This is a genomic window from Imbroritus primus (genome assembly GCF_964332355.1).
Taxonomy (GTDB): domain Bacteria; phylum Pseudomonadota; class Gammaproteobacteria; order Burkholderiales; family Burkholderiaceae; genus Imbroritus; species Imbroritus primus.
Genome location: NZ_OZ201293.1, coordinates 2,163,750 through 2,189,150, shown reverse-complemented (window position 1 = coordinate 2,189,150; position 25,401 = coordinate 2,163,750). Strand labels below are relative to the sequence as shown.

The 25,401-nt window shown below is 63.1% G+C and carries 18 protein-coding genes; 11 read left to right on the top strand and 7 right to left on the bottom strand.

Translation table 11 applies throughout. The features are described 5' to 3' along the window. The 3 genes from ACQ3C8_RS09985 to ACQ3C8_RS09975 form a co-directional block, all read right to left on the bottom strand. Positions 1-462 carry a tripartite tricarboxylate transporter TctB family protein gene (locus ACQ3C8_RS09985; RefSeq protein WP_037030793.1) on the bottom strand — a complete coding sequence of 154 codons (462 nt, stop codon included), beginning with the start codon at positions 460-462 and terminating at the stop codon, positions 1-3. A 392-nt stretch (positions 463-854) separates the two neighbouring features. Beyond that, complete coding sequence (locus ACQ3C8_RS09980; RefSeq protein ID WP_428851469.1) at positions 855-1,310, bottom strand: DUF2214 family protein; 456 nt, start codon at positions 1,308-1,310, stop codon at positions 855-857. Positions 1,311-1,413: 103 nt separating this feature from the next. After that, complete coding sequence (locus ACQ3C8_RS09975; RefSeq protein ID WP_428851468.1) at positions 1,414-2,634, bottom strand: CaiB/BaiF CoA transferase family protein; 1,221 nt, start codon at positions 2,632-2,634, stop codon at positions 1,414-1,416. A 182-nt stretch (positions 2,635-2,816) separates the two neighbouring features. Here ACQ3C8_RS09975 and alaS point away from each other — a divergent pair, with 182 nt between their 5' ends. Beyond that, a complete protein-coding gene (alaS, locus tag ACQ3C8_RS09970) occupies positions 2,817-5,444 on the top strand; it encodes an alanine--tRNA ligase (protein WP_428851467.1) in 2,628 nt (875 codons plus the stop codon). 257 nt (positions 5,445-5,701) lie between these two features. On the opposite strand, the gene ACQ3C8_RS09965 is transcribed toward alaS, so the two are convergent. Beyond that, positions 5,702-6,466, bottom strand: coding sequence for a response regulator transcription factor (locus ACQ3C8_RS09965; protein ID WP_428851466.1), 765 nt, complete (start codon positions 6,464-6,466; stop codon positions 5,702-5,704). A gap of 692 nt (positions 6,467-7,158) precedes the next feature. Here ACQ3C8_RS09965 and ACQ3C8_RS09960 point away from each other — a divergent pair. From ACQ3C8_RS09960 to ACQ3C8_RS09935, 6 genes are all read left to right on the top strand, one after another. Beyond that, complete coding sequence (locus tag ACQ3C8_RS09960) at positions 7,159-10,290, top strand: YadA-like family protein (protein WP_428851465.1); 3,132 nt, start codon at positions 7,159-7,161, stop codon at positions 10,288-10,290. A 122-nt stretch (positions 10,291-10,412) separates the two neighbouring features. Continuing rightward, positions 10,413-11,216: an OmpA family protein gene (locus ACQ3C8_RS09955; protein ID WP_428851464.1), complete on the top strand. Its 804-nt coding sequence runs from the start codon at positions 10,413-10,415 to the stop codon at positions 11,214-11,216. A 110-nt stretch (positions 11,217-11,326) separates the two neighbouring features. Further along, positions 11,327-11,515, top strand: a complete 189-nt coding sequence (locus ACQ3C8_RS09950; RefSeq protein ID WP_428851463.1) for a 4-oxalocrotonate tautomerase — start codon at positions 11,327-11,329, stop codon at positions 11,513-11,515. A gap of 7 nt (positions 11,516-11,522) precedes the next feature. Next, positions 11,523-12,566: a threonine aldolase family protein gene (locus ACQ3C8_RS09945; protein WP_428851462.1), complete on the top strand. Its 1,044-nt coding sequence runs from the start codon at positions 11,523-11,525 to the stop codon at positions 12,564-12,566. 5 nt (positions 12,567-12,571) lie between these two features. Beyond that, positions 12,572-13,738, top strand: a complete 1,167-nt coding sequence (locus ACQ3C8_RS09940; protein ID WP_009523712.1) for a YbfB/YjiJ family MFS transporter — start codon at positions 12,572-12,574, stop codon at positions 13,736-13,738. Positions 13,739-13,861: 123 nt separating this feature from the next. Next, entirely contained in the window at positions 13,862-14,089 is a 228-nt protein-coding gene (locus ACQ3C8_RS09935; protein ID WP_009523711.1) for a sulfurtransferase TusA family protein, read from the top strand. A gap of 143 nt (positions 14,090-14,232) precedes the next feature. Here the strand turns inward: ACQ3C8_RS09935 and galU are convergent, their stop codons facing one another. Both galU and ACQ3C8_RS09925 read right to left on the bottom strand, forming a co-directional pair. After that, positions 14,233-15,102, bottom strand: a complete 870-nt coding sequence (gene galU / locus ACQ3C8_RS09930; RefSeq protein WP_428853060.1) for a UTP--glucose-1-phosphate uridylyltransferase GalU — start codon at positions 15,100-15,102, stop codon at positions 14,233-14,235. A gap of 30 nt (positions 15,103-15,132) precedes the next feature. Then, entirely contained in the window at positions 15,133-18,000 is a 2,868-nt protein-coding gene (locus ACQ3C8_RS09925) for a valine--tRNA ligase (RefSeq protein ID WP_428851461.1), read from the bottom strand. A 267-nt stretch (positions 18,001-18,267) separates the two neighbouring features. Between ACQ3C8_RS09925 and ACQ3C8_RS09920 the strand changes: the two genes are divergently transcribed. After that, on the top strand, positions 18,268-20,631 hold the full coding sequence (locus ACQ3C8_RS09920; protein WP_428851460.1) for a UvrD-helicase domain-containing protein: 2,364 nt from the start codon (positions 18,268-18,270) through the stop codon (positions 20,629-20,631). 95 nt (positions 20,632-20,726) lie between these two features. On the opposite strand, the gene ACQ3C8_RS09915 is transcribed toward ACQ3C8_RS09920, so the two are convergent. Then, positions 20,727-21,827, bottom strand: coding sequence for an aromatic ring-hydroxylating oxygenase subunit alpha (locus tag ACQ3C8_RS09915; protein WP_009523707.1), 1,101 nt, complete (start codon positions 21,825-21,827; stop codon positions 20,727-20,729). A 277-nt stretch (positions 21,828-22,104) separates the two neighbouring features. Here ACQ3C8_RS09915 and ACQ3C8_RS09910 point away from each other — a divergent pair, with 277 nt between their 5' ends. Genes ACQ3C8_RS09910 through dxs form a run of 3 tightly spaced genes read left to right on the top strand, consistent with a single transcriptional unit; the run spans position 22,105 to position 25,223 of the window. Further along, positions 22,105-22,374 (top strand): exodeoxyribonuclease VII small subunit, encoded by a 270-nt coding sequence (locus tag ACQ3C8_RS09910; protein ID WP_009523706.1) that lies wholly within the window; start codon positions 22,105-22,107, stop codon positions 22,372-22,374. Beyond that, a complete protein-coding gene (locus ACQ3C8_RS09905; RefSeq protein WP_428851459.1) occupies positions 22,371-23,273 on the top strand; it encodes a polyprenyl synthetase family protein in 903 nt (300 codons plus the stop codon). Before ACQ3C8_RS09910 ends, ACQ3C8_RS09905 begins: the two co-directional genes overlap by 4 nt. A 27-nt stretch (positions 23,274-23,300) precedes the next feature. Beyond that, complete coding sequence (dxs, locus tag ACQ3C8_RS09900) at positions 23,301-25,223, top strand: 1-deoxy-D-xylulose-5-phosphate synthase (protein WP_428851458.1); 1,923 nt, start codon at positions 23,301-23,303, stop codon at positions 25,221-25,223. Positions 25,224-25,401: the final 178 nt, after the last annotated feature.

Genomic DNA, 25,401 nt, shown 5'->3' with positions numbered 1-25,401 from the left:
TCAAGGTGCAATGAATGCCGGCCAGATCGGGAATTGGAGATTCAGGCCGTAGACAAAGGCGCCCATGGCGAAGGCGATCAGGAAGATGATGTTCAGGATCGTGCCTTTCCAGCCGAATTCGTGGCTGGCCATGCTCGATACGAGAATCAGTACCACCAGCGACAGCACGAGGCCGAGCGGGCGCAGGAGCAGGCCAAAGAGCACGACCGCACCCAGGATCCACAGCAGGGTCTTGATGTCCCAGCGATCGAGTTTGTCGACCTCACCCTTGGAACTCAGGGACTGGATCGTGACGATCAGGCCGAGAATGGCCAGCACGATGCCGAGCCAGAACGGAAAGTATCCCGGTCCCATCTTGGCTGCCGTGCCCATCGAGTACGTTCGGGCAACCAGGGCGAAGCCAAGGCCCACGGCCAGATAGAACAGGCCGGAGAAAAAGTCCTTTTGGCTGCGTATCTGCAACATTGTTCTCCTCAAAATAGAGTTGGGGCAGCAAGGTTCGATGCACGAATCCAGAGGCACCTTCCTTGGTTAGCGTGCACGTTAAGGAGATCAGCTTTCAACGACCTTTCATTTGCTTACAATTTGGAAAGAAATTGGCAAGATTCAGGGTTATTCCCTAGAGCGGGCGTGAGGCAAGGAAGAGCGCTTGGCGCAGAAGCGCGCAAAGGATCATGCTGTCCACGCAGCCGCGGCAGCGGTGGGTGCCAGTAGCCATGGGGCCACGGTCTCCGGCCGGATGTGGGCTTATGCAAGGATGTGCCGTGAGCGGATGCGCGAGGCGGGGTGAGGCGGGCGGCGGAGGGGGAGCGGCAGCCTCGATGCTTACGAAACGGAGAGACTCGGGGAAATGTTCAGCCCATCCCGATGCCGCGCGCCATGAGTGCGGCGCAGAGCGGCAAAAAGATCAGCAGGTGGGCTTCCAGCATGACCCAGCGGCGCGTCTTCGCCAGTTCGGCGGGCAGTGGCACGAAATCCGGCAGCCGGCGGGCCTGCTTCTTCCAGCGGAAGAACGTCAGCGTCGGCTTGATCGAGAGCAGGGCAATCAGGACAAACAGTCCGATCTTGGCGTGGAACCAGGGATTGGTCATGTAGAACGCCAGCCCCTTGGGGCTCATGAGCAAGCGGCCGACGCCGGTGCCCAGCGTCAGGATGGCCATCAGGAAATAGACGGCGTCGTAGCGCATGAGCCGTGCGAGGATCGATGGCGTCATGCCGGGGCGCAGTACCACTGCTTCGGCGGTCAGGGCTCCCACCAGACCGAAGATCGACAGGTAGTGCAAGAAGGCGAGCAATGCGTCGGGCAGCATGAGGACTCCTGCAAGGTAGATCAGTGCGCCAGGCCGAGGGGCGGCCAGCGGAGCGCGTGGCCCCGGTGGGCGTGGTCAGGGGCGTTTCGGGGTTGCTGCATGGCTATATCTTTCCCGCCGCGCGCAGGGCGGCGATACGTCCGTCGTCGTAGCCGAGGACCTCACGCAGTACGCTTTCCGTATGCTCGCCGAGCAGAGGCGGGTGGCGCATGGCCTGTGCAGGCGTGCCGCTCATGCGGACAGGGCTGCCCACGAGCTTGACCAGTTCGGCGGTCGGGTGCGGCAGGTCGACGCGCAGGCCGCGGGCGACGACCTGGGGATCCTCGAACACTTCGTCGAGCGTATTGATCGGCCCGCAGGGAACGCCTGCGCGTTCGAGCGTGGCGATCCAGTCACTCTTGCTGCGCTTTTCAATCAACGCGGCGATCTGCGGGACCAGCATGTCGCGGTGGCGTACGCGTTCCGGATTGGTGGCAAAGCGGGGGTCGTCGGCCAGCTCGGGCGCACCGGCAGCTTGCGCGAACTTGCGGAACTGACCGTCGTTGCCCACGGCCAGGATGATCCAGCTATCCGCAGTGCGAAATGCCTGGTACGGCACGATGTTCGGATGGGCGTTGCCCCAGCGGCCCGGCGCCTGGCCACTGGCGAGGTAATTGGTGTTCATGTTCGCGAGCATGGCGACCTGCACGTCGAGCAGCGCCATGTCGATGTACTGCCCTTCGCCCGTCCGGTCGCGGTGCGCGAGCGCGGCCAGCACCCCGATGGTTGCGTACATGCCGGTCATTAGGTCGGAAATGGCAATGCCGGCTTTCTGCGGGCCGCCGCCGGGCAGCGCGTCGCGTTCGCCGGTAATGCTCATGAAGCCGCCCATGCCCTGGATGATGAAGTCATAGCCGGCCCGTGCCGCATAGGGGCCCGTCTGGCCAAAACCGGTAATCGAGCAATAGATCAGGTCGGGTTTGATGGCACGCAGGCTGTCGTAGTCGAGCCCATATTTCTTCAGCTGGCCGACCTTGTAGTTCTCCAGCACGACGTCGCTGTGCGCCACGAGGTCGCGGATCACGGCCTGGCCCTCGGGGCTGGCAATGTCTATGGTCACGGAACGCTTGTTGCGGTTGGCCGCCAGGTAATAGGCGGCCTCGGCGGTGTCGTTGCCTTCCGGGTCCCGGAGGTAGGGCGGCCCCCAGGTGCGGGTATCGTCGCCAGCGCCCGGCCGCTCGATCTTGATGACGTCGGCCCCGAAATCCGCCAGGTTCTGGGCACACCATGGGCCAGCCAGAATGCGGGTAAGGTCGAGCACGCGGATATGGCTCAGCGCTCCCATGCGGTCTCCTGTCGAAAGTTGGCACGGCGTGCCTGGGCGTGTCCCACGTGCCGGCATGCCTGAATCGCCCACTTTAACATTCCGGACCGGCGGGGGCCCGGGGCGGTTCGCTTGGCTTTATAATGAAGGGTTCGCAATATCCCCAAACATTCCGCCTGCCGGCGCGCCGGCCGCCACCCAATATGAAAGTCTCCGACATCCGCAGCAAGTTCCTGTCCTTTTTCGAATCGAAAGGTCACACCATCGTGCGCTCGTCCAGCCTCGTGCCGGGCAACGATCCCACGCTGCTGTTCACCAACTCCGGCATGGTGCAGTTCAAGGATGTTTTTCTGGGTACGGAGCAGCGGCCCTACACACGTGCGACTTCGGCGCAGCGCTCGGTGCGTGCCGGCGGCAAGCACAACGACCTGGAAAACGTCGGCTACACGGCGCGGCATCACACCTTCTTCGAGATGCTCGGCAACTTCTCGTTCGGTGACTATTTCAAGCGCGATGCGATCAAGTTTGCCTGGGAACTGCTGACCACCGTCTACCAGCTGCCGGCCGAAAAGCTGTGGGTCACGGTCTATGCCGAAGACGACGAAGCCCATGACATCTGGGCCAAGGAAGTCGGCGTGCCGGTGGAACGCATCATTCGCATTGGCGATAACAAGGGTGCGCGCTACGCTTCCGACAACTTCTGGCAGATGGCCGATACCGGTCCGTGCGGCCCGTGCTCGGAAATCTTCTACGATCACGGTCCGGACGTGTGGGGTGGGCCTCCGGGAAGCCCCGAGGAAGACGGCGACCGCTATATCGAGATCTGGAATCTCGTGTTCATGCAGTTCAACCGCGACGAGCAGGGCACGCTCACGCCGCTGCCCAAGCCTTGCGTGGATACCGGCATGGGCCTGGAGCGCATCGCGGCCGTGTTGCAGCATGTGCACAGTAACTACGAGATCGACCTGTTCCAGGCACTGATCCATGCAGCGGGCCGCGAGACGGCCACGGCGGATCTCGCCAATAATTCGCTCAAGGTCATTGCCGACCATATTCGCGCCTGCTCGTTCCTGGTGGTCGATGGCGTGATTCCCGGTAACGAAGGCCGTGGCTACGTGCTGCGCCGCATCGTGCGCCGCGCGATCCGCCATGGCTACAAGCTCGGCGTGCGCAAGCCGTTCTTCCACAAGCTCGTGGCCGAGCTGGTGGCGCAGATGGGCGACGCCTACCCCGAACTACGCGAGGCCCAGCAGCGCGTCACCGACGTGCTGCGTGCCGAGGAAGAGCGCTTCTTCGAAACCATCGAGCACGGTATGTCAATTCTCGACGCCGCCGTGGCCGACCTGAAGCAGAAGGGCGGCAAGGTGCTCGATGGCGAACTGGCATTCAAGCTGCATGACACCTACGGTTTCCCCCTCGACCTGACGCAGGACGTGGCGCGCGAGAATGAACTGTCGGTGGACGATGCCGCGTTCGACACCGCCATGAATCGCCAGCGCGAACAGGCGCGTGCGGCCGGCAAGTTCAAGATGGCCGCCGGGCTGGAGTACGCTGGCGCCAAGACCACGTTCCACGGCTACGACACGCTCGATCTCGAGGTGGCCAAGGTGACCGGCCTGTATGTCGACGGCCTCGCTGTCGACACGATGCAGCCGGGGCAGCAGGGCGTAGTGGTGCTCGACCATACGCCGTTCTATGCCGAATCCGGCGGCCAGGCGGGTGACCGGGGTGTATTGACCGCCGGCACCACCGCCTTCACCGTCAGCGACACCACCAAGATCCAGCCCGATGTGTTTGGTCATCATGGCGCACTGGCTGGCGGCACGCTCAAGGTCGGCGACAGCGTGCTGGCGCGCGTCGACGCCCTGAACCGGGCCCGCACCGTGCGCAACCACTCCGCTACGCACCTGATGCACAAGGCGCTGCGCGAAGTGCTGGGCGGCCATGTCCAGCAGAAAGGTTCGCTCGTCGATGCCGACAAGACGCGCTTCGACTTCTCCCACAACGCACCGATGACCGAAGACGAAATCCGCCGCGTGGAAGCCATCGTCAACGCTGAAATTCTCCGTAACGAAGCCACCAGCGCCGAGATCATGCCGTTCGACGATGCCGTGAAGAGCGGTGCCATGGCCCTGTTCGGCGAAAAGTATGCCGATACCGTGCGCGTGCTCGGCATTGGCTCATCGCGCGAGTTGTGCGGCGGTACGCACGTTACCCGCACGGGTGATATCGGCCTGTTCAAGATCGTCATGGAAGGCGGCGTCGCCGCCGGTATCCGCCGCGTCGAGGCGATCACGGGCGACAACGCCCTGGCCTATCTGCAATCGCTCGACACGCGCCTGCAGGAAGCTGCGGCCGCGCTGCGCGCCCAGCCGTCCGAGCTGACGCAGCGCATCCATCAGGTGCAGGACCACGTGCGTGCGCTCGAGAAGGAACTCGAACGCCTCAAGTCCCGCATGGCCGCTTCGCAGGGCGATGAGCTCGCGCAGCAGGCTGTCGATGTGGCTGGCATCAAGGTGCTGGCCGCCCAGCTCGATGGCGCGGATACCAAGACCCTGCGCGAAACCATGGATAAGCTCAAGGACAAGCTGGCCACGGCCGCTATCGTTCTGGGTGCCGTGCAGGATGGCAAGGTCAGCCTGATCGCCGGCGTGACCGCCGATGCCACATCGCGCCTGAAGGCAGGCGAACTGGTCAACTTCGTGGCGCAGCAGGTCGGCGGCAAGGGCGGCGGGCGTCCGGACATGGCGCAGGCGGGCGGCACCGATGCGGCCGCACTGCCGGCAGCCCTGGCGGGTGTCGCCAAATGGGTGGGCGGCAAACTGGCCTGATTTTCATATTGCGTTGGCGGGCCCCATGCCTGGGGCCGACAGCATCTGCGGGACGCATGACGCGTCCCGTTTTTCTTTGGCACGAGATCGCAGCCATCCGGGGCGATAGCCACTGACTGGTAGCCCGCGGAGCAGGAGGGTTACCAAGGATCCCAACGCGAGAGCCTCGGCTCGAGGCGTCTGTATCGCCAGCGCCGGCCCATCCGGCCAACATTGCCACTGCCTTTGAACGTGGCACGTCGTGTGTGCTCAGCCGTTCACGGCGTGGCAGGTGTCGCATCCCTGCTTGGCGGCGCACAGGCCGCGGCGCCGGCCATCTCGTCCGGTCCCGCACCAGCTACGTCGGCCGTGGCCTCTATCCGATAACCTTGCGCGTACAGCGTGCGCAGTATCACACCCGTTTCGGGCGACAGATAAAGCTTCTTGCGCAGTTTATAGATGTACTGCTCCAGCGAGCGTTCGGCCACTTCACGCGTGCTGGACCATACGATCCGGGACAGCTGTTCCCGCGAAAAGTTAACGCCCGGATTGGCCAGCAGCACTGCCGCCAGCTGGTATTCGCGAGCCGTCAGCGCGATCACTTCGTCATCCAGCAGCACCCGACAGTTGCGCCGGTCCAGTGCATAACGGCCGATGCAGACCATGCCGGCCTGGGTTGGGTAAGGTGATTGATGTAGTACCCGCCCGGCGCGAACCGACAGTTCGTCGAGATTCACCGGGCCGGTGACGATGTCGGCCGCATCGGAATCGAGGGCGGCCTGCATGGCGTAGGTGCTCGAGAACGTTCCCACCACCAGTAATGGCACCTTGCAGCCATGGGATGCCCGCCATTGGCAGAGCATGCTATGCCGGTTGTACTGCAACGCCGCATCCACGATCACCATCGAAAACGATTTGCTGCGCAATGCACGAATCAGCGGCATGTCATCGCCATATGCTTCCGTCGAATATTGAAGCGTTAATCCGACCTGATTAACAGAGCGTATCAGGTCGAGGTTTTTTGAAAGAATGGCAACCTGCATTTATGATTATTCTTTGATGGGTAATGCTGATGTAGTAACGCTCCAATAATATTGGTTCCTGTTACTGGATGAACAAATTGAAAAATTTATTTAAATTTACCCGCGATGAGCGATGTCGCCGTGGCGGCGATGGTGGGGGGAGGTTGAGGAGTATGAGTCGCCGTCGCAATTGTAGGGGAATTGTTCCGATAGGAACTAGAAATAATGTCAAATCAATGATTTGAGATTCTTTACTAAGTAGAGAGGTTTATTAAGATTTCCGCGTTGCATTGCTGGAGATAATAGTCTCACCTTCTTCCGTCCGGTTTTTAGATAATCCGAAAAGGAATGCCGGCTGCTTAATCAGGCTGTGGAAGAAAGTGTTGGTTCCCTAATTGTTCTCCGGAGAATGACTATGCAACGCAATCCACTGCCCACGCGCTGCACCAAGGTCACGATCGACATGTCCGAATACCCCGCGCCTCTGGGGTACGGCACGAATCGTACCTGCGCGGCACTCGCGTCCTCGCCCCGTTCCGGGGAAATACATCCACCACACACCGCCACAGCCTTTTCGACGGCCAGCTGAGGCATGTCCTCACGCCGGCGCGTCCACGGCTGTGCGCAGCACGGCTCGCGTCCGTCTCCGGCCCGGCTTCGGTTCATCGGTTCTGACAGATCCGCTTTAAACGTTTTTCCGTCAAGGAATGATCATGCAAAAGAATGTTTCTCCCCGTACGCAGCGCACCGCGCTGTCCAAACAGATCGCCGGCCTGTTCATCGGCGTCGGCACGCTCTCACTGGCGCCGAGCGCGTTTGCGCAGCTTGATCCGTGCGTCGTCCTGGATGCGCAGGGCGGCTATGCGGTTGCACCATACTGCGGTACCGCTCCGACCGATACGCGTGGCTCGATTGTTGCCGGCAATGGCGCCAGCGTCCTCACACCGGAAAGCATCGCGATCGGTGACCATGCCCGGACGCGTTTCATCGCCTCCACGCCGAACTCTGGCCGTGGGCAGACGGCGGTTGGTGCCGGTGCGGTGACATCAGGCTACCTCTCCTCAGCATTTGGCTACCAGGCTGGCGGCAATGGTGCTTCACTCACGTTCGCGGACTATGCGACCATGATCGGCGCCTTCACCAATAGCTACGCGGATGGCGGAACAGCAGTCGGCGATCACGCTGGTGTTTCGCTGAGCGCTGTGAATGGCGTTGCCTTGGGACGCTATGCCTACGCGCGGCAGGAGGGTTCTGTTGCACTTGGTGCAGAGTCGTTCGCGACCCGCGGTACCATCACCAATGTGGTCGACCCGCTGACTGGTGTGGCTGTCAGCACCACGCGTGGCGCGGTGTCCGTCGGCAATGACGGTACGATCTCGGGAAATTTCTCGTCGCCTGTCACCTTCACACGCCAGATCACCAATGTGGAAAACGGCACAGCAGACACGGATGCCGTGAACGTCCGCCAGGTCAAGGCCATCCGCGACCAGCTGCAAAATCAGATCGGCAACTTCGTAGCCTATGACGATGCCAGCAAGACCTCGGTCACGCTCGGTGGCGTCGGTGCGGCAGCACCGGTAGCACTCACCAACGTCAAGGCTGGCGTCAATCCAACCGACGCGGTCAACTTCGGTCAGCTCACGGCGACCAACAACCAGGTCACGCTGAACACGACCAACATCGCCAACAACACGACGAACATCAACACGCTGTTTGCCGACGCGCTGCTGCTCGATCCGACCAAGTCGTTCTACGACGCAGGCCGCACCGGCAAGAACCTGACGATCCAGAACCTGGCGCCGGGCGTGAACGGTACCGATGCCGTCAACGTCAACCAGCTCAAGGCCGTCGAAGCCAAGATCGGCTCGGGCACCACGCTCGACGCTGTGTTGTACGACGACGCCAGCCATGGCACGGTGACGCTCGTGGGTGCCGGTGGCAGCAAGACCACGCCGGTCAAGGTGACCAATGTGGCCGCCGGTTCACTGACCACCGATGCGGTCAACTTCGGCCAGTTGAAGGCGACCAACGACCAGGTCGCGCAGAACACGACCAACATCGCCAACAACACCACCAACATCGCGAACAATACGACGAACATCAACAAGAACACGACGGACATCAATACCTTGTTCGCCGATGCGTTGTTGCTTGATCCGACCAAATCGTTCTACGACTCGAAGAGCCTGAAGATCAAGAACGTCGCGGACGGCGATGTTTCCGCCACCAGCAAGGACGCCGTCAACGGCAGCCAGCTGAAAGCCCTGCAGGACCAGATCACGGCAGGCGTGACCGGCAACTTCGTGGCCTATGATGACGCGGGCAGGACCTCGGTCACCCTGGGCGGTGCCGGCGCGGCAGCCCCTGTGGCGCTGACCAACGTGAAGGCGGGCGTCAACACCACCGACGCGGTCAATTTCGGCCAGCTGAAGGCGACCAACGACCAGGTCGCGCAGAACACGACCAACATCGCCAACAACACGACGAACATCAACACGCTGTTCGCCGACGCGCTGCTGCTCGATCCGACCAGGTCGTTCTACGATTCGAAGAGCCTGAAGATCAAGAACGTGGCCGATGGCGACATCACCGCGACCAGCAAGGATGCTGTCAACGGCAGCCAGCTGAAGGCGCTGGATGACAAGATCACGGCCGTGTCGGGTGGTAATTTCGTGAGCTATGACGATGCCGGCAAGACCGCGGTCACGCTGGGTGGCGTGGGTGCGGCGAGCACCGTGCGCCTGGGCAATGTCAAGGAAGCCATCCTCTCGGCGACCAGCAAGGATGCGGTCAACGGCAGCCAGCTGTACGCGACCAACACCCAGGTCACGAAAAACACGACCGATATCACGACGCTGTTCAACACCACGCTGCAGCTGAATACCGCCGGCGGCTACTACGATGCCGGCAACCGCATCATCCGCAACGTGCTGACACCGGTGCAGGGTTCGGATGCCGTCAACAAGGATTACGTCGACAATAAGATCAGCAGCGTCAACGCGAGCCTGGACAATGTCGTGAAATACGACAACGCCAGCAAGGACACGGTGACGCTGGGCGGTGCCAACGGTACGAAGGTCACCAACGTGGCCGACGGCAACATCGCCGCGGGCAGCAAGGATGCCATCAACGGCGGCCAGCTCAAGGCCTACGGCGACACCATCCTGAACTCGTCGAAGAGCTACACCGACAACAAGTTCAACCAGATCAGCCAGGGCACTACCGGCCTGTTCCAGGTGAACGTCGGTACCGTGGTCAACCCGGATACCTCGGGCAGCAACTCGGTTGCAGGCGGTTCGGGTGCGGTGTCGTCCGGCGCCAACTCGGTGGCTATTGGCAACAATGCCGTGGCATCCGGCCAGAACAGCACGGCGCTTGGTACTGGTGCCAAGAGCTCGGGCAACAACTCGGTCGCCCTGGGCAATGGCAGCGATGACGGCGGCCGCGCGAACGTCGTGGCAGTTGGCAATCGCGTTATCTCCAACATGGCCGATGGCGTGCAGAACTCTGACGGCGCCACGGTCGGCCAGTTGCGTGCAGCCACGGCAGAAGCCAACAACTACACCGACCAGCGCGTGAATGCCCTGCACGGCGACATCGACAAGCTCGAGCGTCGTTCCAATGCCGGTATTGCCTCGGCCATCGCCCTGCAGGCGCCGGCTAACTATGCACCGGGCGCCACCACGCTGCGCGTCGGCACAGGCTACTACGGCAAGCAGGTCGCGCTCGGCGTGAGCTTCCGCAGCACGGCTGAAAACGGCCGCTGGAGCATCACCGGCGGCGTGTCCGGCGGTCGCCATGGCGGTGTCGCGGCGGGTGCCGGCGTGGAGTGGGTGATCAAGTAAGCCAGGCCTGGCGAGGCTGGCGGCCTAGAAGGGTCGGTCGGCCTCGCCACCACACGCATCTTCCAGGACCCTGACTTTCCGAGATCCCGACTCGTCCAAGATCCCTTTTTCAAGGAATGAACATGAATCGCAAATCATCGCTGGCAGCCTGCCTGCTGTCGCTCACCATGCTGTTCCAGGCTGCCGCCTCGGCTGCCGCACCGTCCGAGGAGCAGTTTCCCGATCCGGCCTCGTCCTATCGCACTGAAGGCCTGTTTCCGAATGTCGCCAATCTGCGCAACATGAGCAATGGCCTGACCAAGCCGCAGGTGCTCGACCTGCTGGGTGCGCCGCATTTCAGCGAAGGCCTGTTCGGCGTGCGCGAGTGGAACTACATTTTCAACCTGCGCGACGCCGATGGTTCGGTCACGCAGTGCCAGTACAAGGTGCTGTATGACGATCAGGCCAAGGTGCGCCGCACGCTGTGGAACAAGCCGCAATGCGCCGACCTGATCAAGGAGCGCCAGCCGCAGCCGGTCGCGGCGCAGCCCGTGCCCGAGCCGGTCAAGCTCCAGGCCGTCAACGTGTCTGACCAGTTCACGTTCGAATTCGGCCAGGCAGATGTCGCCAGCCTGAATGATGACGGTCAGGCTCGTCTCGCGCGGCTGGCGCGTGACCTGCGCGACCTGGCTCAGCTCGATCGTGTCCAGATTGTGGGATTTGCTGACCGGATTGGTAACGCCTCGGCCAATCAAGCACTGTCGCAAAGCCGTGCCGATACCGTCCGTGATTTTCTCGTCGCCAACGGCGTACCGGCAGCCCGCATCCGTGCGGAAGGCCACGGCGTGAAGACCAGGGCGCAGTGTCCGGGTCCCAAATCCCAGGCAGTCATTCGCTGCCTGAAGGGTGACCGGCAAGTCTCCGTCGAGGCAGTCGGCGCCCGTTAAACCTTGACTGCTCCGGGGGAAATGCATGGCCGGCTGTCGGTGCCCGCCGACAGCCGCTACAATGGGACGCGCGAAGGCCGCGCCTCGGCCTGTTTCTCCCTGGAGTTCCCATGCCTGTGATTCGTGTCGAAATGCTTGCCGGTCGGACGAACGAGCAGAAGCGTACGTTTGCCCGTGAAGTGACGAAGCTCGCTTGCGAGACATTCAACTGCAAGCCTGACACGCTGCACGTCGTGTTCAGCGAAATCCCGCGCAACAGCTGGGCAACGGCAGGGACGCTGCAGTCGGACAAGTCATGAGGTAGATATGCAGCACTTCGCGTCCGACAACTATGCCGGCTTCTGTCCCGAGTCGCTGACCTATTTCCTGCAGGCCAATGGCAGCGGCCATGAGCCGGCCTATGGCGACGATTCGTGGACGCAGCGCGTATGTGACCGGCTGCGTGCGTTGTTCGAAACGGACTGCGAAGTGTTTTTCGTCTTCAATGGCACGGCCGCCAATTCGCTGGCGCTCGCGGCACTGTGCCAGTCCTACCACTCGGTCATCTGCCATACGCTCGCGCATATCGAAACCGACGAATGCGGCGGGCCCGAATTCTTCTCCAATGGTTCCAAGTTGCTGGTGGCCGATGGTCCGCACGGCAAACTGACGCCTGAGGCGGTCGAGGCGCTGGTGACGCGCCGTGCCGATATTCATTATCCGAAGCCCAAAGTGGTGTCGCTGACCCAGGCCACCGAAGTCGGTACGGTCTACAGCATCGAGGAAATCCAGGCCATCACCACCGTGGCGCGCCAGCATGGCCTGCGCGTCCATATGGATGGCGCGCGCTTTGCCAATGCCGTGGCCGCGCTCGATGTGCATCCTGCCGATGTGACCTGGCGCGCCGGCGTCGATGTGCTGTGTTTCGGCGGGACCAAAAATGGCTTGCCGGTCGGCGAGGCCGTGGTGTTCTTCGACCGCGCTCTGGCCGAAGACTTCGCTTACCGCGTGAAGCAGGCCGGCCAGCTGGCGTCCAAGATGCGTTTCATCTCCGCCCCTTGGCTGGGTTTGCTCGAGCACGACGTGTGGCTGCGCAATGCTCGGCACGCGAACGCCATGGCAACCTTGCTGGCGGAGCGTATTGCGGGCGTGCCGGGCGTCCGCCTAATGTTCCCCGTGCAGGCGAACGCCGTGTTTGCGGAATTGCCGCTGCCGGCCATCGATGCGTTACGGGCGAGGGGCTGGAAGTTCTACACCTTTATTGGCGCAGGCGGTTGCCGTTTCATGTGCGCCTGGGATACGTCGGAGGAAACGGTCGAGGCGCTGGCGCGCGATATCCGCGAGTGCTGTGCGTCGGCGGCGCATTCCTGATTCCCATGCGATCCGATCCGAGCCCTGCCGCTTCCGCCGCCTCGCCGTGGCTGATCGGCGCCACCGCCTTGCTGGCCCTGGCCGTTGCCATGGGCATCGGTCGCTTTGCGTTCACGCCGCTGCTGCCGATGATGCTGCACGACGGCGTGATCACGCTCTCTGAGGGCGGCTGGCTGGCGACCGCCAACTACTTTGGCTATTTTGCCGGCGCAGCGTCCAGCATGCTGATCCGCGTGCGGCCGGGCCGCATGGTGCGTTTCGGTCTCGTGGCCACAGTGCTGCTGACGCTCGGCATGGGGGTCGTGCACACGCCGCTTGCCTGGGCCGTGCTGCGCGGGCTGGCAGGCGTGGCCAGCGCCTGGGTGCTGGTGTTCGCCTCCGGCTGGTGCCTGATGCGCCTGTCCGAACTGGGCCGCCCCGAGCTCGCGGCCATCATGTTCTGCGGGCCAGGCGCGGGTATCGTGCTGACCGGCCTGGCGGCGAGCGTCATGGTGCAGGCGGGATGGCAGGCTGCATCGGGCTGGCTGTGCTTTGCGGCGATCGCGCTGCTGATCGTGGCGCTCATCTGGCCGCAGTTCCGCTCCTCGCGTGCGCCTGCAACGGCGACGGGCAGCGGTGCGGGCGTCCTGTCTGCACGGGCCTGGTTGCTGGCGTGGGTGTATGGCCTGGCGGGATTCGGCTACATCATCACAGCTACCTTCTTGCCGGTGATTGCGCGCCATGCCTTGCCGGGATCACCGTGGCCGGACCTGTTCTGGCCGATGTTCGGCGCCGGCATCGTTTGCGGTGCGGCACTGGCGACCCGTATTCCGACGCGGCATGATCCGGTCGTGATGCTGGCAATAGCGTATGTCCTGCAAGCCGTGGCGATCCTCGCGGCCATCGTGTCGCCAAGCGTGCCCGGTTTTGCCTTCAGCAGCCTGCTGCTTGGCATGCCGTTCACCGTCATCACGCTGTTTGCCATGCGTGAGGCCCATACGCTCGCGGGACCGGGCGCACCGCGCCTGATGGGCTTGATGACGGCGACCTATGGCCTTGGGCAGATCGTCGGTCCGCCGCTGGCCACCGAACTGGTTGGCCGGACAGGTTCGTTTACGCCCTCGTTGCTGGTTGCCACAGCAGCGTTGCTGGCTGGAGCAGCGCTGTTCATGCGCATGCGCCGGCGTGACTGAATCCACTCTTGTCTCGGGTGTGGTCGATGTCACGATATGGACATCCTGCCATGCGTCGGCGGCGATTCCGCTACAATATCGGGCTACAGCCCGCGCCCAGCGGGGAGTGATTCAGGAACATTCATGGAATTTCAGAAAGAAGTCGATGCGCGCGGACTGAACTGCCCGCTGCCGATCCTGCGGACCAAGAAGGCGCTGGCAGACATGGCCAGTGGAGAAGTGCTCAAGGTCATGGCGACCGATCCGGGCTCCAGCCGCGATTTCCAGGCCTTTGCCAAGCAGACTGGCAACGAGCTGCTCGAACACCAGGAGGTCGACAAGGTGTTCGTGTTCTACATGCGCCGCCGCTAAGGCGCGTCGCATCAGGGCATCTTGCGCGGTTTCCAGCGGCGGGTCATCAGGATTTGCTGCTGGAGCGTGTGAGGCACGTCAATGTGTCTCACACGGTCTGCGCCGGTATCGAACCGGATTGCCGTCGTACCTGATGTATTCCGTCAGCCGCGATTGGCGAGATACACGGCAAAGTCATCGCGCACTTCCGCGTGCTTGAGCGCAAACTCCACGGTCGCCTTCAGATACCCCAGCTTGCTGCCGCAGTCGTAGCGCGTGCCCTTGTAGCGGTACGCCAGCACCTGTTCCTGTCCCAGCAGCGACTGGATGGCGTCGGTGAGCTGGAACTCGCCGCCCGCGCCCGGTTTGAGGTTGCGGATATGGTCGAAGATGCGCGGCGTCAGGATGTAGCGTCCGACTACGCCGAGGTTGGATGGGGCTTCTTCCGGCGCGGGTTTTTCGACAATGCCCGAGAGCTTCACCACGCCTTCTTCCCACTCGCGCCCGTCGACCACGCCGTATGAACGGCTCTGTTCGCGCGCGATTTCCTCGACGCCGAGGATCGAGCAGTTGAAGTGGCCGTACATGTCCACCATTTGTTTCATCACCGGCGGTTCGCCATCGAGCAGGTCATCGGCGAGGATCACGGCAAACGGTTCGTCGCCGATCAGCTTCTCGGCACACAGCACGGCATGCCCGAGACCCAGCGCTTCCGGCTGGCGCACGTAGAAACAGCTGACATGCGCCGGTTTGATCGAGCGCACCACGTCGAGCAGCGCCTGCTTGTTCTTGGCTTCCAGTTCCGCTTCGAGTTCATACGCCTTGTCGAAGTGATCCTCGATGGCGCGCTTGTTGCGCCCCGTCACGAACACCATTTCGGTGATGCCGGCGGCAATGGCTTCTTCCACCGCATACTGGATCAGCGGTTTGTCCACGACCGGCAGCATTTCCTTCGGGCTGGCCTTGGTGACCGGCAGGAAGCGCGTCCCCAGCCCGGCGACCGGGAACACGGCTTTGGTGACGCGGTTCTGTATTGACATCTGTTTAAGGCTCCTTGCGCGTGATCAGGCGGGCAGGCGGGCCAGCTGGCCATCGAGCTTGGCCAGGGTGGCTTCGAAGTCGGCGAGTCGCTGGCGCTCCTGCGCCACCACGGCTTCCGGCGCACGCGCGGTAAAACTCTCGTTGCCGAGCTTGGCGGTGCACTTGGCGATCTCGCCGCGCAGACGTTCGGTTTCCTTGCCGAGACGGGCGCGTTCGGCGGCCACATCGATCTCGATCTTCAGCATCAGCTGCGTGTCGCCGACGATGGCGACCGGCGCACCGGCACTCTCGGCCTGCAACGCTGCCGCATCGTCGAACACCTTGACTTCCGACAGCTTGGCCAGCGCCTGCAGATACGGCGAGGCGGCCTGCAGGAAGGCGCTGTCGCCCTGCACATACAGCGGTACGCGCTGCGCTGGCGAAATGTTCATCTCGCCGCGCAGGTTGCGGCAGGCGTCGACGAGTCCCTTGAGTTGCGCGACCCATTGCTCGGACGCGAGATCAATCTTCGATGGCTGCGAGACCGGGTAGGCCTGCAGTGCCAGTGTCTCGCTGCCGTCACCGCGCGCGCGGCCGGCAAGCGGCGCCACTTTCTGCCAGAGGGCTTCGGTGATGAACGGGATGATCGGGTGTGCGAGACGCAGCACGGTTTCCAGCACGCGCAGCAGGGTACGCCGCGTGGCGCGCTGCTGGGCTTCGGTGCCGGTCTGGATCTGCACTTTGGCGAGTTCCAGGTACCAGTCGCAGTACTCGTCCCAGACGAATTTGTAGAGCGCGCTGGCGATATTGTCGAAGCGGAAATCGGCAAAACCCTTCTCGACGTCGGCTTCCACGCGCTGCAAGAGTGAGACGATCCAGCGGTCGGCCTGCGAGAAGTGCAGGTAGCCTTCCGGGCCGCAATCGTGGTTGCATTCCCCAAGGCCGCAGTCCTTGCCTTCGGTATTCATCAGCACGAAGCGTGTGGCGTTCCACAGCTTGTTGCAGAAGTTGCGGTAGCCTTCGCAGCGCGCCAGGTCAAAGTTGATGTTGCGGCCCAGCGTGGCCATCGAGGCAAAGGTAAAGCGCAGCGCGTCGGTACCGCACGGGGCGATGCCGTCCGGGAATTCCTTGCGGGTCTTCTTGGCGATGCTCTCCGCCTGCTTGGGATTCATCAGGCCAGAAGTACGCTTGGTGACCAGTGATTCGAGGTCGATACCGTCCACCAGGTCAATCGGATCGAGCGTGTTACCTTTCGACTTGCTCATCTTCTGGCCTTCACCGTCGCGCACCAGGCCGTGCACGTACACGGTGTGGAATGGTACCTGGCCGGTAAAGTGGCAGGTCATCATCACCATGCGCGCCACCCAGAAGAAGATGATGTCGAAGCCGGTGACCAGCACCGACGACGGCAGGAAGTGCTTCAGTTCCGGTGTCTGCTGCGGCCAGCCGAGCGAGGAGAAGGGCACCAGCGCGGAGCTGAACCACGTGTCGAGCACGTCGTCGTCGCGCTTGAGCGCGCCGGTGTAGCCGGCGGCCTGCGCCTTGGCCTGTGCCTCGGCTTCTGTGCGGGCGACGAAGATCTCGCCATTGTCGCCATACCATGCGGGAATCTGGTGGCCCCACCACAGCTGGCGCGAGATGCACCAGTCCTGGATATTCTCGAGCCACTGGTAGTACGTGGTGGTCCAGTTTTCCGGCACCATGCGGATATCACCGCTGCGCACGGCGTCGAGCGCCGCTTCGGCGATCGACTTGCCGGGGCGGTAGGCATTCTCCGCGGCGGGCTTGCTCATCGCCACGAACCACTGGTCGGTCAGCATTGGTTCGATCACCACGCCTGTGCGGTCGCCGCGCGGCACCATCAGCTTGTGCGGTTTGACCTCGGCCAGCAGGCCCTGGGCATCGAGATCGGCGACGATCTGCTTGCGCGCCGCAAAGCGGTCCATGCCCTGGTAGGCGGCCGGCGCATCGGCGCTGATCTTGGCGTCGAGCGTCAGGATGCTGATCTGCGGCAGGCCGTGGCGTTGGCCAACGGCATAGTCGTTGAAGTCATGGGCAGGCGTGACCTTGACCACGCCGGTACCGAATTCGCGGTCCACGTACTCATCGGCGATCACGGGGATGGTGCGGCCGCACAGCGGCAGCGTGACCTGTTTGCCGATCAGGTGGGCATAGCGTTCATCCTCCGGATGCACCATCACGGCCACGTCGCCGAGCATGGTCTCCGGGCGGGTGGTGGCCACGGTCAGGTGCGTCAGGCCCTTGGCGGCATCGGTTTCCACGAGCGGGTAGCGGATGTGCCAGAGGCTGCCATCCTCTTCCTCGCTGACGACTTCTAGGTCGGACACGGCGGTGCCGAGCACCGGGTCCCAGTTCACCAGGCGCTTGCCACGATAGATCAGGCCTTGCTCGAACAGGCGCACGAACACTTCGACCACCGACGACGACATGCGTTCGTCCATGGTGAAGTACTCGCGCGACCAGTCAATGGACGCGCCAAGGCGGCGAATCTGGCCGGTAATGGTGGAGCCGGACTGTTCCTTCCACTCCCACACTTTCTCGACGAATTTCTCGCGGCCCAGATCGTGGCGCGATACCTTCTGCGCATCGAGCTGGCGCTCCACGACGATCTGGGTGGCGATGCCCGCATGGTCGGTACCCGGCAGCCACAGCGTGTTTGCGCCCATCATGCGTGCATGGCGCGTCAGGCCGTCCATGATGGTCTGGTTGAAGGCGTGTCCCATATGCAGCGTGCCGGTGACGTTCGGCGGCGGCAGCTGGATGGAGAAATCGGGCTTGCCGTCGTCGAGTGTGGGCGTGGCGATGCCGCGTTTTTCCCATTCCGGGCCCCAATGGGCCTCGATATTGGCGGGTTCAAAGCTTTTGGCGAGGGACTGGTCTTCTGTGGTCATGCTGCGCAAGGGAGGAGATTCGGCTGAATCGTTGATTATAGGGGATTGCCATGACGCGCACGCGTTTGCGGCCGTTTTGTACCTGTTCATCGCCGCGTGACGCCGGATTCATTCCATTTGATGCACAGCTATGGCGCTTGCAGTGCGCCGGCCAAGGCTCGTGGATCGTCGTGGACGCATGCTGTGAGGGTGGCTGCATGGTCCGTGATGGGACGGCAGTCATCGCCAGCTCGGTATAATCCGATCATTCACTGGACACCTCTGCGCATGACCGATCTGCTTGCCAATCTGAATCCCGAACAACTTGCTGCCGTGACCCTGCCGGCCGAACCGGCGCTGATCCTGGCAGGCGCGGGCAGTGGCAAGACGCGGGTGCTCACGACCCGTATCGCATGGCTGATCCAGACCGGGCAGGTCTCGCCCGCCGGCCTGCTGGCCGTGACCTTTACCAACAAGGCTGCCAAGGAAATGCTGGCGCGGTTGACGGCGATGCTGCCGATCAATACGCGCGGCATGTGGGTCGGCACTTTCCACGGCCTGTGCAACCGCATGCTGCGCGCGCACTTCCGCGATGCGGGACTGCCACAGGGCTTTCAGATCCTCGATACGCAGGACCAGCAATCGGCTATCAAGCGCCTGCTCAAGTCGCTGAACGTGGACGACGAGAAGTATCCGCCGCGCACCGTGCAGAACTTTATCAACAGCGCCAAGGAGCAGGGCCTGCGGCCGGATAAGGTGGAGGCGCACGATCCGTTCAATCGCCGTCTGGTCGAACTGTATGTTGCCTACGACGCACAGTGCCAGCGCGAAGGCGTGGTCGATTTCGCCGAACTGCTGCTGCGCTGCTATGAATTGCTGACGTTCAATGCAGCGATCCGCGATCACTATCAGCGGCGCTTCAGCCACATCCTGGTCGATGAGTTCCAGGACACCAACGTGCTGCAGTATGCCTGGCTCAAGCTGCTTGCCGGTCACGGCCACAACGCCGCCGGACCGCAGCCCAATGCCGTGTTCGCCGTGGGCGACGACGACCAGAGCATCTATGCCTTCCGCGGCGCCAACGTGGGCAATATGACGGACTTCGAACGCGAGTTCCAGGTCCGGCACATGATCAAGCTCGAGCAAAACTACCGCTCGCACGGCAATATCCTCGACACCGCCAATCACCTGATTTCCCATAACGCCCGCCGCCTCGGCAAGGATCTGCGGACCGACGCCGGCCACGGCGAACCGGTGCGCGTGTACCAGGCGGGTACCGACGCGCTGGAAGCGGGCTGGATGGTGGAGGAGATCAAGGATCTCATCGCCGGCGGCATGCTGCGTTCCGAGATCGCCTTGCTCTACCGCAGCAATGCGCAGTCCCGCATCATCGAGCATGCGCTGTTCTCGTCGGGCATCCCGTACCGGGTGTATGGCGGGTTGCGCTTTTTCGAGCGGGCGGAGGTCAAGCACGCGCTGGCGTACCTGCAATTGCTGGAGAATCCGGAGAACGACTCCGCCTTCGGACGTGTCGTGAACTTCCCTGCGCGCGGCATCGGTGCACGCTCGATCGAGCAATTGCAGGACGCGGCACGCATGGCCAACTGCCCGCTGTTCCGTGCCGTGGCCTACGTGCCCGGCAAGGCTGGCACCAGCCTCGGCAATTTCGCGCGCCTGATTGAACAGATGCGGGCCGATACGCGTAACATGACCTTGCCGGAAACCGTCGAGCATGTGATCCACGCAAGCGGCCTGATCGCGCACTACCAGTCCGAGAAAGAAGGGCAGGATCGCATCGAAAACCTGCAGGAGCTCGTGACCGCCGCGCAGGCTTTCGTCGGCGAGGAGGGGTATCGCCTCGATGCGCCGGCCTTTGCCTTGCCGCTGCGCGATGGCGATGCCACGCCGGCGCTGCCGGCCGATGACGAGGCAGTGATCGTCGACGATGCCATCACCGCCGAGATGACCCCGATCGTCGCCTTTCTGACGCATGCCTCGCTGGAGTCCGGCGATAACCAGGCGCAGGTTGGCCAGGACGCGGTGCAGATGATGACCGTGCATGCCGCCAAGGGCCTGGAATTCAATGTGGTCTTCATTACCGGCCTGGAAGAAGGGCTGTTTCCGCACGAGAACAGCATGCTCGATCCGGGCGGGCTGGAGGAAGAGCGGCGGCTGATGTATGTGGCCATCACGCGGGCACGCCAGCGGCTGTATATGTCGTTCGCGCAGAGCCGCATGCTGCATGGGCAGACGCGCTACCACATCCGCTCGCGCTTCTTCGATGAGTTGCCGGAGCACACGCTCAAATGGCTGACGCCGCAGCAGCAGAGCTATGCGCAGCAGCGTATCGGCACTGGCGGCAGTAGCTCAGGCGGTTGGGGGCGCGACTGGTTCAAGCGTCCGGACGAAATGGGGTACACGGGCACTAAGCCGACTGGCGGCATGGATACCGGCAATGGCTATGCTGATGCCAAGCGCAGCGAAAAGACCGGGTTCCGCGTGGGGCAGTCGGTGTTCCACAACAAGTTCGGCGAAGGCAAGATCGTCGCGCTCGAGGGTGAGGGAGCGGATGCGCGCGCCCAGATCAAGTTCAAGCGGCACGATACCAAATGGCTGGCGCTTGGCATTGCGAAGCTTGATCCGATCGATTGAGCGCACGGCCACGGAAAGCAAAAAGCCCCGCACAGGCGGGGCTTTTTCATGGCGGATTGACGTATCGCTGCTGCAGCGGTTGCCGCGCCAGGGGATCAGCCGATCCGCATCTCGCGCCGGTACCACTCATGGAAGTGCTGCATGCCGTCTTCCATGGGCGACTGATACGGACCGACCTCGTTGACACCCCGTGCCATGAGAATGGCACGGCCGGCATCCATGCGTTCGGCGATCTCGTCGTCTTCAATGCAGGTTTCCATGTAGGCGGCGCGTTCTGCCTCGACGAATTCGCGTTCGAAGAGCACGGCTTCCTCGGGGTAGTAGAACTCCACGACGTTACGCGTCTTGCGCGGGCCCAGCGGGTGCAGCGTCGACACCACCAGCACGTTCGGGTACCACTCGACCATGATGTTGGGGAAGTAGGTCAGCCAGATCGCACCTTGCTTGGGCAACTCGCCGCGGTTGAAGTGCATGATCGCGTCGTGCCACTTTTTGTACGCCGGCGTGCCGGGGCGGCGCAGACCGGCGTTCAGGCCGACGGTCTGCACGCTGTACCAGTCGCCGAACTCCCAGACCAGGTCGTCACACGTCACGAAGTTGCCAAGGCCCGGATGGAACGGCTCGACGTGGTAGTCCTCCAGGTAGACCTCGATGAAGGTCTTCCAGTTGTAGTTGCAGTCATGGACCTCGACATGGTCGAGCATGTAGCCGCTGAAATCGAGATCCTTGGCGACGCCCAGGCGGGCCAGGTCGGCGCGCACGTCGCGCTTGCCGTCGAACAGCAGGCCATTCCAGTTCTGCAATGGCGAGCGGCCCAGATTCAGGCACGGCTGTTCGCTGAAATGCGGTGCGCCGAGCAGTTCGCCCTTCAGGTCGTAGGTCCAGCGGTGCAGCGGGCATACGATGTTCGTGGCGTTGCCCCTGCCATTCAGCATGACAGCCTGGCGATGGCGGCAGACATTCGACAACAGTTCTATGTCGTCACCGTTGCGAACGAGGATGCGGCCTTCGTTCTCGGCCGGCAGCGCATGGTAATCGCCGGATTCCGGCACCATCAGCGCGTGGCCGACGTAACCGGGTCCCGGTTTGAACAGCAGGTCCAGCTCTTGTTGATGCAGTGCCTCGTCAAAGTATGCGGTGACGGGCAACTGGGTTTCGGATGGCACCAGTTTCAGCGCGGTGCTGAGATTGGACATTATCCCCACTCCCAAATAAGGTGAAAGCAGTGAACAACCCAACCATCGAAAAATCGATATGGGACAAACAGCCCTGATTTGACGCCGAAACGCTGCGTCGGTTCACGGCAAAAGGGAAATTGTACCCCAGGCAAGCCCGGCTGTGCCCGTCTGCAAGGGCTTTTGCGTGCATTTTTGCGCGCGTTGGCAGGCGGTTCGCCGGGCAATTGCCGTAGAATACGAGATTCCCGCCGGATGGACCGCTGCGGGACAGATTACATCCAGGACCTTGTTGGGCATGCCGAAAGCCAAAACCCTCCCGGACACGCTCCCGGAAGCCGTTGCCGCACCAGCTTCGTACGAGGCTGCCATGGCGGAACTCGATACCCTGGTGGCATCGATGGAGAGCGGTGAGTTGCCGCTGGAAGCCTCGCTCGCCGCCTACCGGCGCGGTGCCGAGCTGGTGAAGTACTGCCAGCAGGTGCTGGAACGCGTGGAGCAGCAGGTGCGCGTGCTCGAGGGCGAGTCGCTGAAGCCGTTGACTGCGGCAGAGGATGATGTGGCATGAGCGGCTTCGACGCCTGGGTCAACGCCATCGCCGCCCGTACTGAAACCGCTCTCGACCATTACCTGCCGCCAGCGGATACCGTGCCGGCGCGCCTGCACGAGGCCATGCGCTATGCGGCGCTGGGCGGCGGCAAGCGTGTGCGGCCGCTGCTGGTGCATGCGGCCGGGGCCGTGTCCGGCGCGACGCCGGCGGCACTCGATGCCGCTGCAGCCGCGGTCGAAATGATCCACGCCTATTCGCTGGTGCACGACGATATGCCGTGCATGGATGACGACGATTTGCGCCGAGGTCGTCCCACGGTGCACAAGGCCTACGACGAAGCCACCGCGCTGCTGGTGGGCGACGCGCTGCAGACGCAGGCGTTCGAAGCGCTGGCCGGTGGCGATGGCGGCGCGGACCTGGCAGCCGGTGTGCGGCTGGCGCTGGTCGTCGAACTGGCACAGGCCTCGGGTTCGCTCGGCATGGCGGGCGGACAGGCCATCGATCTCGAAAGCGTGGGCATGGCGCTGTCGCGCGAGGCGCTCGAAACCATGCACCGCAAGAAGACCGGTGCGCTGCTGCGCGCCAGCGTGCGGATGGGGGGATTGTGCGGCAACCTCTCGGGCGACGCACGCGGTCTGCTGGACCGCTATGCGCAGGCAATGGGCCTGGCCTTCCAGGTGGTCGACGATATTCTGGACGTGACGGCCGATACCGCCACGTTGGGCAAGACGGCGGGCAAGGATGCCGCGCACGACAAACCCACCTACGTTTCGCTGCTCGGGCTCGATGAGGCCCGCGCGCTGGCTGGCCGTCTGCGCGACGAGGCGCATGCCGCGCTCGATGCCCTGGCAGGCAGCGGTGACGGCGGGCTGCGGCTGCGCCAGCTGGCCGACCTGATCGTTCTGCGAACCCACTGATACCGGGCCCGGCCGGGCACCATGACGATGACGTACGAGCTTCTGAATACCATTGATTCCCCATCCGACCTGCGCAAGCTGGACCGTCGGCAACTGCCGGCGCTGGCCGATCAGCTGCGGCAGTTCGTGCTGGAATCGGTCTCGCAGACTGGGGGACACTTGTCTTCCAACCTGGGTACGGTCGAACTGACCATTGCCCTGCACTACGTGTTCAACACGCCTGAAGACCGCGTCGTATGGGATGTCGGCCACCAGAGCTATCCGCACAAGATCCTGACGGGCCGGCGCGAACGGATGCATACGCTGCGCCAGCTCGATGGCATCTCCGGTTTTCCCCGCCGCAGCGAAAGCGAGTACGACACCTTCGGTACGGCGCATTCGTCTACCTCGATTTCTGCGGCACTCGGCATGGCGCTGGGCGCCAAGACCAAGGGCGAGGACCGTGTGGCCATTGCCGTGATCGGTGATGGGGCGATGACGGCCGGCATGGCCTTCGAGGCGATGAACAACGCTGGTGTGTATCGCGACGTGCCGCTGCTGGTCATCCTCAACGACAACGATATGTCGATCTCGCCGCCTGTCGGCGCGCTCAACCGCTATCTGGCGCGCCTGATGAGCGGGCGTTTCTACGCCGCGACCAAGAAGGGCATCGAGAAAGTCCTGTCGGTGGCGCCGCCGGTACTCGAGTTCGCCAAGCGCTTCGAAGAGCACGCCAAGGGCATGCTGGTGCCGGCGACGATGTTCGAGGAATTCGGTTTCAACTATATCGGTCCCATCGACGGGCACGATCTCGAATCACTGGTGCCGACCCTGCAGAATATCCGCGAACTGGCCCATGCCGGACGCGGTCCGCAGTTCCTGCACGTGGTGACGCGCAAGGGCCAAGGCTACAAGCTGGCGGAAGCGGATCCGGTGCTGTACCACGGACCCGGCAAGTTCGATCCGGCGGAAGGCATCCGCCCTGCCGCCAAGCCGAGCCGTCCTGCCTACACCAAGGTGTTCGGCGACTGGCTGTGCGACATGGCTGCCGCTGATGCGCGCCTTGTTGGCATCACGCCGGCGATGCGTGAAGGCTCGGGCATGGTGGAGTTCGAGCGCCGCTTCCCGGACCGCTACTATGACGTCGGCATCGCCGAGCAGCATGCCGTCACGTTTGCCGGCGGGCTGGCGTGCGAAGGCATGAAGCCTGTGGTGGCGATCTACTCGACCTTCCTGCAGCGGGCCTACGACCAGCTGATTCATGATGTCGCGCTGCAGAACCTGCCGGTGCTGTTCGCGCTCGACCGCGCGGGACTGGTTGGCGCGGACGGTGCGACACACGCCGGCGCATACGACATTGCCTACCTGCGTTGCATCCCCAACATGCTGATCATGACGCCGGCGGACGAGAACGAATGCCGTCAGATGCTCACTACGGGTTTTCATCACGATGGCCCGGCCTCCGTGCGCTACCCGCGTGGCGCAGGACCCGGCGTGGCCGTCGATGCGGTATTGAGCGCGCTGCCCGTCGGCAAGGGTGAAGTGCGCCGTACCGGCCATGCACCGGCCGGACAGCGTACCGCGATCCTGGCGTTCGGTTCGATGCTGCATCCCGCGCTCGCAGCCGGTGAGGCACTCGATGCGACGGTGGTCAACATGCGCTTCGTCAAGCCGCTCGATGTGGAGCTGCTGCGCACGCTCGCTGCAGACCACGACCGGTTCGTGACAGTGGAAGAGGGCTGCGTGATGGGTGGCGCGGGTTCCGCCTGCCTGGAAGCGCTGGCCGCGATGGATATCGCGTTGCCCGTGCTGCAGCTGGGCCTGCCCGACCGTTTTGTCGATCATGGCGATCCGGCATTGCTGCTGGCCCAGTGCGGCCTTGATGCCAAGGGTATCGAGGCCTCCATCCGGAAGGCCTGGCCCACACTGGTCGCAGCGTCAGGCGTGGCGCCCAGCAGCCGGAGCGCGTGAGCGCCCAGGTCGATAGTTTAAATCTATCGACCGTACGTAATGCATGGGTTTAGCCCCATAGCGGGCATCCTGCGGGTTTTTCCCTTACACTGTGCCGTAGTCATCTGTCGCAGTCGCAAAAGGGAAGACTTGTGGGCAATCCATGAGAATCCGTTTTGCGGTTTCAGACTCGTTGCGA